This window comes from Microbacterium sp. lyk4-40-TSB-66 (genome assembly GCF_030209475.1).
Taxonomy (GTDB): domain Bacteria; phylum Actinomycetota; class Actinomycetes; order Actinomycetales; family Microbacteriaceae; genus Microbacterium.
This window is the reverse complement of the sequence record NZ_JARVRW010000004.1, coordinates 317,158-330,397: the sequence shown is the minus strand read 5'-3', so window position 1 is coordinate 330,397 and position 13,240 is coordinate 317,158. Positions and strand designations below refer to the sequence as shown.

The following is a 13,240-nucleotide window of genomic DNA, read 5'->3' as shown; positions in this document are numbered from 1 at the left end:
GAGCCCCCTCACTAGAATGTGGGGATGGTAAACGCCTCCGAGAACGACCGGCTCGTCTGGATCGACTGCGAGATGACGGGCCTCGACCTCGCGGTCGACGAACTCGTCGAGATCGCCGTCGTCATCACCGACTTCGAGTTGAACGTGCTCGACCCCGGCTTCCAGATCGTCATCAAGCCCGACGACTCCGCCCTGGCCAACATGGGTGACTTCGTCACCGAGATGCACCGGTCCTCCGGTTTGCTCGACGAGATCCCGCACGGTGTGAGCCTCGCGGATGCCGAGTTCCAGGCGCTCGAGTACATCCAGCGCTTCGCCCCCGTCGAGGGCAAAGCCCCTCTGGCCGGCAACACGATCGGCACGGATCGCATGTTCCTGGCGAAGTACATGCCGCGCGTCGACCGGTGGCTGCACTACCGCAACGTCGACGTCTCGAGCATCAAGGAGCTCTCGCGCCGGTGGTACCCGCGCGCCTACTACCAGGCGCCGGCCAAGCACGGGGGCCACCGCGCCCTCGCCGACATCCGCGAATCGATCCGCGAACTCGCCTACTATCGCGCCGCGGTTTTCGTTCCTCAGCCCGGTCCCACGAGCGACGAGGCGAAGGCCGTCTCGACGGCGGCCGTGTCGTCGTTCGCGCTGGACGTATGACATAATCGTTCAGTTGTCTGCTGCGGCAGACACATGGTGGCTATAGCTCAGTTGGTAGAGCACCGCGTTGTGGTCGCGGGGGCCGCGGGTTCAAGTCCCGTTAGCCACCCCAGTGAAATCAAAGGCAGACAGGGCTTCCCCGAATCCCTTGCCCACACGAGAGCCCGGCGGACACACTCCCCCGGGCTCTCGTGTTCCCGGCCCGCCACGACCTCGCGCCCGTAGAATCGACGACGGAGTAGCGACCCGACGCCGGAGCCGACCATGTGCTCCACACACCCCCGGGAGGTTCGCGTGCACGACGGCGAAGACCCGTACGCGGGGAACGCGACGACATCGATCGAAGACCGATCGGCCGCGGTGTCGGATGACGACGGCATCCGTGATCCTCCCGTTCTGCTCCTCGACGCCGAGGCCTTCGAACGCCTCGTGGTCGACGAGCTCGATCAGCTTCCCGACGACATGGTCGAAGGTCTCGACAACGTCGCCTTCGTCGTCGAGGACCGCCCCGAAGACGGCTCCCTCGACGTGTTGGGCCTCTACGACGGGTGGGCGTTGACGGAGCGTGACCGATACGGCGTCGGAGAACTCCCCGACCGCATCATCCTGTACCGCGAACCGCACCTCGCGGCCTGCGCGGACGAGCAGGAGCTGCGCGATGAGATCCACACGACCCTCGTGCACGAGATCGCCCACTTCTACGGCATCGACGACGAGCGGCTCCACGAGCTCGGGTGGGCGTGATGGGTGGCCTGGCCATGCCCGATCTCGACGCCGAAACGGATCGTGCGCTCTCGGAACAGCCGCCCTCCACGTGGCAGACCGTCGTGTGGAACGATCCCGTCAACCTGATGAGCTACGTCTCCTATGTCTTCCGCAACTACTTCGGGTTCGACGCCCCGACCGCGCATCGTCTGATGCTCGCCGTGCACCACGACGGTCACGCGGTCGTCGCCCGCGGACCCCGAGAGGTGATGGAGGCGCACACGCAGGCCATGCACGATTTCGGCCTCTGGGCCACCGTCAGAAAGGACCCGGCGTGAGTGAGCGCATCGTCGTGCTCGAGATCAGCGGACTCGAAGCGCTGCACCTCGCCGGCATCGTCGGCCAGTTCCGCGACCTCCTCGCCGACACGCGTTCGGCCGCCGACCCTGCCGTGACGCGGCTGCTCCCCGACGCGTACCCCGACGATGAGGCCGCGAGCGAGGAGTTCCGTCGTCTCACCGGCGGCGACCTGCTCGAGCGTCGTGGGCAGGATGCCGCGACCGTGCTCCGGACGCTGGGCATCGACGGCGCCGGTCTCGACCCCACGAGCGACCCGGATGCCACGATCGCCGTCGCCCTGGGCGAAGGTGAAGCCCTGGCGTGGATGCGGACGCTCTCGGCGGTCCGTCTCGTGCTGGCGACGCGGCTCGGCATCCGGAGCGAGGACGACCACCAGCCCGACGACCCCCGCTTCGGGGTGTACGACTGGATCGGTTACCGCCTCGACGGGCTGATGACCGCACTCGATCGACGCTGACCGGCACCCGCGCGACGACGGCTCGCGGGCGCCGCATTCACGGCACGCGCACGACCAGAGACGCGAGCGAGACGGGATCGTCCGTGGCGATGTGGTGGTCTTCCTGACGCGCCCACCGGTCCCAGTGCGGACGGTAGGTGTCGCCGTCCCGGTCGAGCGCGCGCGCCTTGCGTGACGGGTCCGGCGCCTCGACCCAGACAGACACGTCGGCGAGGGCAGCGACCTCCGGGGTGAGAAGCCCCGAGCCTTCGACGACGAGGGGCAGCGACGGATCGACCGCGTGGGCTTCGGCGCGCGCCCCCGCCTCCCAGTCCCACCGTTCCCACACGCCGATCAGGCCCCGCGCGTGCGGGCGCAGGATGCTCTCGCGCGCGTAGGCGACACCGTCACCGAGGCCGTCCCACCCCGGATATACGTCATCGAGAGCGACGAGCTGCACGCGGCCGCGAGCGGGCCAGCCGGCCACCAACCGGCGGGCAAGGGAACTCTTGCCCGCACCGCTGCGCCCATCGAGCACGACCACAGGATTGGGCGCGCCGACAGCGGCTATGCGGTCGGCGAGCGCCACCACCGCCGCGCCGAGGGCGGCGTCGACCGGATCGGTACTACTTCTTGAGGGCGCGGATGACACGGCTGAGCGCGCGACCGGCGACCCACACGAACGGGATGCCGACAGCGAGCAGCGCGACGAGGTTCGGGTCGAAACGCAGGTCGTCGCCGCGGCGGATGTATGCGCCGAGCGGCAACGTGTACCCGCCACCGCCGCCTCCGCCGTTGCCCTGCTCATCGGAGCCTCCGCCGTAACCGGCCCACACGAGGGCGACCGGGACGATGCGCACGCCGTCGACGTCCTGCTGCTCGCCGTAGGCGGCGGAGACGCCGAATTGTGTGGACTGCTTGCCGAGTTCGAGTGCGATGTTGGGCATGTGCACCACCGTAGCGGGTGGATCGGCCCGGTCGAAGGGGCGTTGCATCGGGCCCGCGCGCGTGCGACGGGCGGCGCCGATCTCGCCGAGGAAGGTTCGCGAGTCGTTAGCAGGCGGACGTCGTCAGGACCCGGCGCAAGCCCCGCTCACCCGCACCGGACCGGCCCACTTCCCGGACCCGCGGACGCACCGCGCGCCGCCTCGACTCAGTGGTCGTACGACGGTCTCGGGTTCGTCGGCAACGCTCCCCCGCCGCGGGACGGGCCCAGCAGAGAGCCCCGCGTCACCGCACCCCGGCCGAAGCGCGCGGTGGCCCCATCGAGCGCGCCCTCGACGCGGCGCCACTCCGCGTCGTCGTCCCACAGGGTGGCGGCCATCGCCGCGGGTTTGAGCTTCTCGCCGCGGACGCCGACGAGTCGCACGGCCTGGCGGCGGTCGACGGAGTCGAACAGCTCGATCGCCGCATCGCCGATGCGCTGGCCGACCGATGTCGGCTCCGGCAGCGTCCGCGAACGGCTCAACGTGGTGAAGTCGGAGAAGCGCACCTTGATCGAGATGGTCGCCGCCTCGTACTGCTGGGCCCGCAGACGAGCACCCACACGGTCGGCGAGACGCCGGAGTTCGACGTGCAGCGTCGCGGTGTCGGAGATGTCGGCGTGGAAGGTCTCTTCGTGCCCGACGCTCTTCTCGGAGCGGCCCGTGTGCACCTCTCGCGCATCGATGCCGCGCGACAGATGCCAGATCCGGTCGCCCATCGCGCTCCCCAGCACCTGATCCAGGGAGTGCCGCGGGGTGTCGAGGATGTCGGACACGAGCCGAATGCCGCGGGACTCCAATGCCTCGGCCGCCTTCGGCCCGACGCCCCACAACGCCCGTACCGAACGGGGTCGGAGGAAGGCCTCGGTGTCGGCCGCCGCGACGACGAGCAGCCCGTCGGGCTTCGAGATCGTCGAGGCCATCTTGGCCACGTGCTTGGTGGCCGCCACGCCGATGCTGCACGTCAGTCCCGTCTCGGCCTTGACCCGGGCGCGCAGCTCCCGGGCGATCGTCCCGGGACTGCCCCAGAGCCGCCGCGCGCCGCGGACGTCGAGGAACGCTTCATCGATCGAGAGGGGTTCGACCAGCGGGGTGACATCGTGGAAGCGCGCCATCACCTGGCGTGACATCTCGGTGTAGCGGTGGAACGGCGGATTGACCACGATCGCCGTCGGACACAGACGGAGGGCGATGGCGACGGGCATGGCGGACTTGACCCCGTACCGCCGTGCCTCGTACGACGCGCTGGAGACGACCCCGCGGCCCTCGGACCCACCGATGATCAGCGGTTTGCCCGCCAGCGACGGGTCGTCGAGGACGGCGACGGAGGCGAAGAACGCATCCATGTCGACGTGCAGGATGCCGGTACCGGTGTCATCGGCATCGGGGCGCGAGACGATGCGCCCCGTGCCGTCTCCGCGTCCCATGCGTCCATTGTCTCCCGGACCTCCGACATCGGGCCGGGGCACGGCCTCGCCGGAGCGCCGGTGATCGGGGGAATGACGGATGCCACGACCCGAGCCGTCTCTGACGGCCGAGGTCGTGGCATCCGGTGTCTTACAGCGTGGCAGCGCGCTCGAGCACGAGCTCGCGCACGCGCGCGGCGTCGGCCTGGCCCTTCATGGCCTTCATGACGGCGCCGATGACGGCGCCGGCGGCCTGCACCTTGCCGTCGCGGATCTTCGCGAGCACGTCGGGCTGGGCGACGAGGGCCTCGTCGATCGCGGCGATGAGTGCTCCGTCGTCCGAGACGACCGCGAGGCCGCGCGCGTCGACCACCTCTTGCGGGGTGCCCTCCCCGGCGATGACGCCCTCGAGCACCTGGCGCGCGAGCTTGTCGGTCAGGGTCCCGGCGTCGATGAGCTTCTGCAGCGCGGCGACGTTCGCGGGCGACACCAGATCGGCGGCGTCGCGGTCCTGCGCGTTGGCGACGCGGGTGATCTCACCCGTCCACCACTTACGGGCCGACGCCGGCGCCGCACCCGCGGCGATGGTGTCGGCCACCGCGTCGAGCAGGCCGCCGTTCGCGACGTCCTGGAACTCGAGGTCGGTGAAGCCCCACTCACCCTTGAGCCGGCGTCGACGGGCGGCGGGCGGCTCGGGGAGGGCTGCGCGCAGCTCCTCGATCAGCTCGGGCGCGGGCACGACCGGCAGCAGGTCGGGCTCGGGGAAGTACCGGTAGTCGTCGGCATCCGACTTCGGGCGCCCCGGCGAGGTGCGACCGGTGTCTTCGTGCCAGTGACGCGTCTCCTGCGTGATCGTCCCGCCCTTGGCGAGGATCGCGGCCTGACGCTGGATCTCGTAGCGCACCGCCCTTTCGACCGAGCGCATCGAGTTGACGTTCTTCGTCTCGGTGCGGGTGCCCAGCTTCTCCTGCCCGCGGGGGCGCAGCGAGACGTTCGCGTCGCAGCGGAGGTTTCCGCGCTCGAGCTTCGCCTCCGAGATGCCGAGGCCGCGCACGATGTCGCGGATCGTCGCGACGTAGGCTTTCGCCAACGTCGGGGCGGAGTGCTCGGCGCCGAAGATCGGCTTCGTAACGATCTCGACGAGCGGCACACCGGCGCGGTTGTAGTCGACCAGCGAGTACTCCGCACCCTGGATGCGACCGGTCGAGCCGCCCATGTGCGTGAGCTTGCCGGCGTCTTCCTCCATGTGCGCGCGCTCGATCGGCACGGTCACGATGGTGCCGTCTTCGAGCTCGACCTCGACCGACCCCTCGAAGGCGATCGGCTCGTCGTACTGCGAGATCTGGTAGTTCTTGCCGAGGTCGGGGTAGAAGTAGTTCTTCCGCGCGAATCGGCTCGACGGCGCGATCGAGCAGCCGAGGGCGAGCCCCAGGCTGATCGACGAGCGGATCGCCTCGGCGTTCACCACGGGCAGCGCGCCCGGAAGACCCATGTCGACGGGAGCCACGAGCGTGTTCGGCTCGGCACCGTGGTGGGCCTCGTTGGCCGGGTTGGGCGCGGCCGAGAACATCTTGGTCGCGGTGTTGAGCTCGACGTGCACCTCGAAACCGAGGACGGGCTCGAACATCTCGAGCGCCTCGTCGAAGTCCATCAGTGCATCTTTCGCCATCAGAGCGACGCTCCGTTCGTGAGAGAGGGGGCCTTGTCGAGCAGCGGGGCGCCCCACTGGTCGACGAGCAGCGCTTCGAGGGCGGCACCGACACGGTAGAGGCGGGCGTCTTCGCGGGCGGGGGCGAGGAACTGGATGCCGACGGGCAGGCCGTCTGCTTCGGCGAGGCCGCTGGGGATCGAGATGCCGGGGACCCCCGCGAGGTTCGCCGGGATCGTGGTGATGTCGTTCAGGTACATCTGCAGCGGGTCGTCGATCTTCTCGCCGAGGCGGAACGCCGTGGTCGGCGCCGACGGGGTCGCGATGACGTCGACCTGGCCGAAGGCCGCATCGAAGTCCTGCTGGATGAGCGTGCGCACCTTCTGGGCGCTGCCGTAGTAGGCGTCGTAATAGCCGGCCGAGAGGGCATAGGTGCCGAGGATGATGCGTCGCTTGACCTCGGGGCCGAAGCCGGCGTCGCGCGTCGCGGCCATGACGTTCTCGACGGTGGCCGCACCCTGCGGGTTCACGCGCATGCCGAAGCGCACGGAGTCGAACTTCGCAAGGTTGCTCGACGCCTCGGCGGGCAGGATCAGGTAGTAGGCCGCCACGCCGTACTCGAAGTGCGGCGCGCTGATCTCGACGATCTCGGCGCCCTGCGCCTCCATCGCCGACAGCGCCGCACGGAACGACGCGGTGACACCGGACTGGAATCCGCTGCCGTCGAGCTCGCGGACGACACCGACGCGGAGCCCCTTGAGCACCTCACCCGTCACACCCTCGCGGGCGGCGGCGGCGAACGACGGCCACGTGTCGGACAGCGAGGTCGAGTCGTTCGCGTCGTGCCCGCCGATGACGTCGTGCAGCAGACCCGCGTCGAGCACGGTGCGGGTCACCGGGCCGACCTGGTCGAGGCTGGAGGCCAGCGCGATCGCGCCGTACCGGCTCACTCCGCCATAGGTGGGCTTCACACCCACCGTGCCGGTGACGTGCGCGGGCTGGCGGATCGAGCCGCCGGTGTCGGAGCCGAGGGCGAGCGGCGCCTCGAAGGCGGCGACGGCCGCGGCCGACCCCCCGCCGGAACCGCCGGGGATGCGATCGAGATCCCACGGGTTGCGGGTGGGACCGTATGCCGAGAACTCGGTGGAGGAGCCCATCGCGAACTCGTCCATGTTGGTCTTGCCCAGGGGCACCAGGCCCGCGGCGCGCGCGCGCGCGACGACTGTGGCGTCGTACGGCGACATGTAGCCCTCGAGGATCTTCGATCCGCTCGTGGAGGGCATGTCGGTGGTGACGAGCACGTCTTTCACGGCGAGCGGGACACCGGCCAGCTCGTGCAACGGCTCGCCAGCTGCGCGACGGCGGTCGATGTCGCGCGCGACGTCGAGGGCGTGGTCGCTGACGTGGAGGAAGGCGTGGACGTCGCCGTCGACGGCCGCGATGCGGTCGAGATGCGCCTGCGTGGCTTCGACGCTGGACACCTCGGATGCCGAGAGCTTCGCGGCCAGCTCTGCTGCGGTCAAGCGGGTGAGATCGCTCATCGTCGCTGCTCCTTCGTCACGGCCTCGGTACGCGCACGGTCGGTGGTGGACAGCACGTCGCCGGTCACTGTTCCTCCCCCAGGATCGCGGTGACGCGGAAACGGCCGTCGGCTTGATCGGGCGCGTTCTGCAGAACCTGCTCGCGCGTGAGCTGCTGCTGCACGACATCGGGGCGGAAGACGTTCTCGAGCGGGATCGGGTGGCTCGTCGCGACGACATCCGGGGTCGCGACCTCGGATACCTTCGCGATGTTGTCGACGATGGCATCCAGTTGGCCGGTGAGGCTCTGCACCTCTTCGTCGCTCAACTGGATCCGAGCGAGCACACCGAGATGGCGCACGAGGTCAGGGGTGATTTCAGACACCCGTCGAGTCTAGTTCGCGCGTCGCCGACACCCGGGCCCCGGTGGATGGCTCGCGCGTGGATTGCTCATCCTCCCGGGGGACGGCGTGCTCCATCGTCCCGCGTCGGCTGTGGACAGGTCGGGCGGCCGGAACAGCCCACGTCCTAGGCTGGCCGGGTGACGAGCTTCGATCCGCCGCGACCCTGGACCACGAGTTACGCCGCGGGGGTGCCGGAAGACCTGGCCCCGCAGAGCGGTTCGCTCATCGACATCGTCGACGCCTCGGTGCGCGACTATCCGGACGCCCCGGCCCTGCAGTTCTTCGGGCGAGAGACGTCCTACGCCGAGCTCTCCCGACAGATCGCGTGCGCGGCCGCCGCGCTGGCAGCCCACGGCGTGCGTGCGGGAGATCCCGTCGCCATCGTGTTGCCGAACTGTCCGCAGCACATCGTCGCGTTCTACGCCGTCCTCCGCCTGGGCGCGGTGGTCGTCGAACACAATCCGCTCTACACCCCGCGCGAACTGCGCAAGCAGTTCGAGGACCACGGCGCGAAGCACGCGATCGTCTGGAGCAAGGTCGTCGCGACGGTGCAGGAGTTCCCGGCCGACCTCCGCGTCGACACGCTCGTCTCGGTCGACGTCACCCGCGCGATGCCGCTGATGACGCGCCTCGCCCTGAGACTCCCCGTCGCCAAAGCACGAGAGTCGCGATCGGCGCTGCACGCGAAGACGAAAGGCGCGACCGACTGGGAGGGTCTCATCCGTCACGAGCCGCTTCCCGCGTCGCATCCCCGCCCCGCGGCCGACGACCTCGCGATCATCCAGTACACCAGCGGCACGACGGGCACGCCGAAGGGGGCGATGCTCACCCACGCGAACCTCCTCGCGAACGCGGCTCAAGCCCGGGCCTGGGTCCCGCAGATCGTCCGCGGTGAGGGATGCGTGGTCTACGCGGTCCTGCCCATGTTCCACGCCTACGGCCTCACCCTGTGCCTCACGTTCGCGATGTCGATGGGCGCGCGTCTCGTGCTCTTCCCGAAGTTCGACCCCGATCTCGTGCTCGCCGTCACGAAGAAGCATCCGGCCACGTTCCTCCCCCTCGTGCCGCCCATCGCCGACCGCCTGCTGACGGCGGCGCAGCAGAAAGGTGTCTCGCTCGCCGGCACCGACGTCGCCATCTCCGGCGCCATGGCGCTGCCGCACGAGCTCGTCGTTCCGTTCGAGGAAGCCACGGGCGGGTTCCTCGTCGAGGGATACGGCCTCAGTGAGTGCTCCCCCGTGCTGATGGCGAACCCGGTCGCCGACAACCGCGTCGCGGGCACGGTGGGACTGCCCCTCCCGGGAACAGAGTGCCGCGTCGTCGACCCCGACGATCCGCACACCGACGTCGAGCGCGGCGAGCTGCTCGTGCGCGGGCCACAGGTGTTCCGCGGGTACTACGGCAAGCCCGAAGAGACCGCGAGCGTGTTCGTCGACGACTGGTTCCGCACAGGTGACATCGTCACGATCGACGAGGCGGGCTTCGTCCGCATCGTGGACCGCATCAAGGAGCTGATCATCACGGGCGGCTTCAACGTCGCCCCCACCGAGGTCGAGAGCGTGTTGCGTCAGCACCCGTCCGTGATCGATGTCGCGGTCGTCGGACTGCCCGACGAGCACTCCGGCGAGCAGGTCGTCGCGGCGGTGGTCGCCTCGGACCCCGACACCTTCGACGCCGAGGCCGTCCGCGCTTTCGCGCGCGGCATCCTGACGCCCTACAAGGTGCCGAAACGGATCGTCGTGGTGGAGGAGCTCCCCCGCTCGCTCATCGGCAAAGTCCTGCGGCGGCAGGTGCGCGACCAGTTGCTGTCCGACTGAGCCGCCGAGCCCGAAGACGGAGCGCGTGCTTCGCTACGGTGGCAACGGGGGCCGATCGCGGCCCTGCTGTGACCTGTGGGGGGAAATCATGACCAGAACACGTGCATCGTTCGCTCTCGTCGCCGCGTCGGCGCTGCTCCTGCTCGCCGGCTGCTCCGCCGGTGGCGCCACGACGGCGGCTGACGAGACGGAGTCATCGCCGATCGCGACCCCGGCCGCATCCGCGCCGGAGGCCACGGAGGCCGCCAGTGGACAGTCGAAGGCCGACGCGTGCCAGATCGTCATCGCGTCCTTCAGCGACGTGGTGTCGACCAGCCAATCCATGGACACCTCCGACCCGCAGGCGACCCTCGCGGCCTTCACCGCATTGACCGAGAAGGTGCAGGGCGACTTCTCGCGCATCACGAACGAGGAGATCGCTCCCGTCGCGCAAGCGGCCGGTGCCCAGCTCGACGAGTACGCCGCGTTCCTCGAAGGCTTCACGGCCGACCCCGCCCGGGCGAGCGAGTTCGGCGCTCAAGTGACCGCGCTGCAGGACAGCTTCACGCAGGCGGGAACGGCCTGCCAGGGGTAAGAACAGACCTGGGGGCGGGAGCCGGCTCTCCTGCCCTTCACGTCGTCTCCGGCCGAGGCCGCGTCAACCGGCGGAACCGCCGGCCGGGCTCCCGTCGGTCGCCGAGCCGCCGGCCGGGCTCCCGTCGATCGCGGTCTCGTCGGCCGCGTCGTCCTCGGCCGTGCCCCGGTCGGTCGCGGTCTCGTCGGCCGGGTTCCCACCGGCCCCACCCGGGTCGGTCGCGGTCTCGCCGGCCGGGTTCTGTTCGGTCGGGTCCTCGTCGGCCGGGTTCCCATCGGCCGGGTTGCCATCGGTCGTGCTCTCGCCGGCCGTCTGCTGACCGCCGTCGAGCGCCATAGGACCCTGCTCGACGAGGATGCGGAACTGCGCGGCATCCAGGATCCGCAGTCCTAGTTCTTCGGCCTTCGCGAGTTTGGATCCGGCACCCGGGCCCGCGGCGACGAAGTCCGTCTTCTTCGACACGCTCGACGCCGCCTTGCCGCCGGCGGCGAGTATCGCCTCTTGCGCGCCCTCGCGCGTGTAGCCCTCGAGCGAGCCCGTCGCCACCACGGTGACCCCCGCGAGCACTCCGCCCGCGGCTGCCGCGGCTCCGGGACCGGGGTGGCCGGGAATGGCGAAGCGCACACCCGCGGCCTGCCAACGCTCGACGATGTCGCGGTGCCACTCGACCTCGAACCAGTCGATCACCGCGTCGGCGATGATGCCGCCCACCCCTTCGACGGCGGCGAGTTCTTCGCGCGAGGCCGCGCGGATGGCATCGAGAGAGCCGAACCACTGTGCAAGGGCGCGGGCGGCGACCGGTCCGACGTGACGGATGTTCAGCGAGACGAGCAGTCGCCAGAGGTCTTTCGTCTTGGCCTTCTGCAGTTCGGCCACCAGCTTGGTCGCCTGCTCCGACGGGAGCACCTCGCGGAAGTCCTTGCGGATGCCGCGGCGCCGCCGTTCGGCGGCGTCGAGGTGTTCGCTGCCCGGCGGGTACGACGCGGGGCCGAGCTTCTGGAAAGGAGCCCGTCGCACGAGGTCGCCGGTGTCGGGGTCGATCTTGCGCTCACCCGTTTCGGAGTCGCGGACGACCACCTCGATCGGGACGAGCTCGTCTATCGTCAGGTCGAAAAGACCGGCCTCGGTGTCGAGCGGCGGCCGCTCGGGTACGTCGGGCTGCGTGAGGGCCGCGGCCGTCACCTCGCCGAGGGCCTCGATGTCGAGGGCGCCGCGCGAGCCGATGTGCTCGACGCGCCCGCGCACCTGTGCCGGGCAGGACCTCGCGTTCGGACAGCGCAGGTCGATGTCGCCCTCTTTCGCGGGTCGCAGCGGCGTGCCGCACTCGGGGCAGTCCGTGGGCATGACGAAGGCGCGCTCGGTCCCGTCGCGCAGCTCGACGACGGGCCCGAGCACCTCGGGGATGACGTCGCCGGCTTTTCGCAGCACGACCGTGTCACCGATGAGGACGCCCTTGACCTTCACGACGTCCTGGTTGTGCAGGGTCGCCTGCCGGACGACGCTGCCGGCCACTTTGGCCGGTTCCATCACCGCGAACGGCGTCGCGCGGCCCGTCCGCCCGACCGAGACGACGATGTCGAGCAGTTTCGTGTTGACCTGTTCGGGCGGGTACTTGTAAGCGATGGCCCAGCGCGGAGCGCGGCTCGTCGCCCCGAGTTCGTCGTGCAGCGCGAGCTCGTCGACCTTGACGACGACTCCGTCGATCTCGTGCTCGACGTCGTGCCGATGCTCACCGTGGTGGGCGACGAACGACAGGACCCCCTCGATCGTCGACTCGACCCGGCTGTAGGGGGACGTGGGCAATCCCCATGACCCCAGAAGGTCGTAGATCTCGCTCTGCGCCGCCACCGGCGGCTCGGCCCACGCGCCGATGCCGTGGACGTACAGCGCGAGCGAATCGATGCGGGCGAGACCCGCTTCGAGCTCCAGCCCGGACTTCTTCTCGATCTGTTGACGGAGGCCGCCGCTGGCGGCGTTGCGCGGATTGGCGAAGGCGGGGAAGCGTCGGGCCGCGGCGATCTCGGCCTTCTCTTCGTCGAAGGCGCGCGCACCCCGACGGCCCGCCGCGCGCTCGCGCGCATCGGCGACCGCGCGATCGCGGTACTCCCCCTGCAACCGGTTGAGGTTCTCGAACTTCGCGACCGGGATGAAGACCTCACCGCGTACCTCGACGAGAGCCGGATGGCCCTCGCCGGAGAACCTGCGAGGGATCCCCGTCACCCGCAGGGCGTTGTCGGTCACGATCTCACCGACGCGCCCGTCTCCGCGGGTCGCCGCCGACGTCAGCACCCCGTTCTCGTAACGCAGATTGATCGCCAGGCCGTCGATCTTGAGTTCGCTGAGCCAGTGCACCGTGCGCCCGGCAGCCGCCTCGGTCTTCACCGCCCAGTCGCGGAGCTCGTCGGGCGAGAAGACGTTGTCGAGACTGAGCATGCGCTCGGCGTGCTCGATGGTGGCGAGGTCGGTCGCCTCAGCGGCACCCACCGAGAGGGTGGGACTGTCCTGCCCCTGCAGTTCGGGATGCAGCCGTTCGAGGGCTTCGAGCCGATGCATCCAGCCGTCGTAGGTGGCATCGTCGACGAGCTCGGCGTCGCGACCGTAGTACGCGTCGCGCGCATCGACGATGCGCTGGGTGAGGTGGGCCGCCTCGACGCGCGCGTCGTCGAGGGGGAGGTCGGGAAGCGAGTAGTGCTCGGTCACGTGATCCAGCTTAGGGAGGGGGTCCGACATCGCCAC

At 69.9% G+C, this 13,240-nt stretch carries 13 protein-coding genes and 1 tRNA gene; 7 read left to right on the top strand and 7 right to left on the bottom strand.

Features of this window, described 5'->3' with window-relative positions; genetic code table 11:
* The first annotated feature begins 24 nt into the window (after positions 1-24).
* The 5 genes from orn (at position 25) to QRO03_RS09115 (ending at position 2,173) form a co-directional block, all read left to right on the top strand.
* Entirely contained in the window at positions 25-651 is a 627-nt protein-coding gene (gene orn / locus QRO03_RS09135) for an oligoribonuclease (RefSeq protein ID WP_285137193.1), read from the top strand.
* Positions 652-687: 36 nt separating this feature from the next.
* A tRNA-His gene (locus QRO03_RS09130) sits at positions 688-763 on the top strand.
* 350 nt (positions 764-1,113) lie between these two features.
* Positions 1,114-1,395, top strand: coding sequence for a metallopeptidase family protein (locus tag QRO03_RS09125; RefSeq protein WP_502883024.1), 282 nt, complete (start codon positions 1,114-1,116; stop codon positions 1,393-1,395).
* A 14-nt stretch (positions 1,396-1,409) separates the two neighbouring features.
* Positions 1,410-1,694: an ATP-dependent Clp protease adapter ClpS gene (gene clpS, locus QRO03_RS09120; RefSeq protein WP_285137192.1), complete on the top strand. Its 285-nt coding sequence runs from the start codon at positions 1,410-1,412 to the stop codon at positions 1,692-1,694.
* A complete protein-coding gene (locus QRO03_RS09115; protein WP_285137191.1) occupies positions 1,691-2,173 on the top strand; it encodes a DUF2017 family protein in 483 nt (160 codons plus the stop codon). Before clpS ends, QRO03_RS09115 begins: the two co-directional genes overlap by 4 nt.
* Positions 2,174-2,210: 37 nt before the next feature.
* Here the strand turns inward: QRO03_RS09115 and QRO03_RS09110 are convergent, their stop codons facing one another.
* From QRO03_RS09110 to gatC, 6 genes are all read right to left on the bottom strand, one after another.
* Complete coding sequence (locus QRO03_RS09110; RefSeq protein WP_285137190.1) at positions 2,211-2,804, bottom strand: nucleoside/nucleotide kinase family protein; 594 nt, start codon at positions 2,802-2,804, stop codon at positions 2,211-2,213.
* A complete protein-coding gene (locus QRO03_RS09105; RefSeq protein ID WP_285137189.1) occupies positions 2,779-3,099 on the bottom strand; it encodes a hypothetical protein in 321 nt (106 codons plus the stop codon). The genes QRO03_RS09110 and QRO03_RS09105 overlap by 26 nt, the downstream gene beginning before the upstream one ends.
* Positions 3,100-3,305: 206 nt before the next feature.
* Complete coding sequence (locus QRO03_RS09100) at positions 3,306-4,562, bottom strand: DNA polymerase IV (protein WP_285137188.1); 1,257 nt, start codon at positions 4,560-4,562, stop codon at positions 3,306-3,308.
* 130 nt (positions 4,563-4,692) lie between these two features.
* Positions 4,693-6,210, bottom strand: a complete 1,518-nt coding sequence (gatB, locus tag QRO03_RS09095) for an Asp-tRNA(Asn)/Glu-tRNA(Gln) amidotransferase subunit GatB (protein WP_285137187.1) — start codon at positions 6,208-6,210, stop codon at positions 4,693-4,695.
* A complete protein-coding gene (gene gatA, locus QRO03_RS09090) occupies positions 6,210-7,730 on the bottom strand; it encodes an Asp-tRNA(Asn)/Glu-tRNA(Gln) amidotransferase subunit GatA (protein WP_285137186.1) in 1,521 nt (506 codons plus the stop codon). The genes gatB and gatA overlap by 1 nt, the downstream gene beginning before the upstream one ends.
* 64 nt (positions 7,731-7,794) lie before the next feature.
* Positions 7,795-8,094 (bottom strand): Asp-tRNA(Asn)/Glu-tRNA(Gln) amidotransferase subunit GatC, encoded by a 300-nt coding sequence (gene gatC, locus QRO03_RS09085; RefSeq protein ID WP_058231460.1) that lies wholly within the window; start codon positions 8,092-8,094, stop codon positions 7,795-7,797.
* 156 nt (positions 8,095-8,250) lie between these two features.
* Here gatC and QRO03_RS09080 point away from each other — a divergent pair, with 156 nt between their 5' ends.
* On the top strand, positions 8,251-9,930 hold the full coding sequence (locus QRO03_RS09080; RefSeq protein WP_285137185.1) for a long-chain-fatty-acid--CoA ligase: 1,680 nt from the start codon (positions 8,251-8,253) through the stop codon (positions 9,928-9,930).
* Between the two features lie 88 nt (positions 9,931-10,018).
* Positions 10,019-10,504 carry a hypothetical protein gene (locus QRO03_RS09075; protein WP_285137184.1) on the top strand — a complete coding sequence of 162 codons (486 nt, stop codon included), beginning with the start codon at positions 10,019-10,021 and terminating at the stop codon, positions 10,502-10,504.
* 63 nt (positions 10,505-10,567) lie between these two features.
* Here QRO03_RS09075 and ligA read toward each other — a convergent pair whose 3' ends face one another.
* On the bottom strand, positions 10,568-13,234 hold the full coding sequence (ligA, locus tag QRO03_RS09070) for an NAD-dependent DNA ligase LigA (RefSeq protein ID WP_502883019.1): 2,667 nt from the start codon (positions 13,232-13,234) through the stop codon (positions 10,568-10,570).
* Positions 13,235-13,240: the final 6 nt, after the last annotated feature.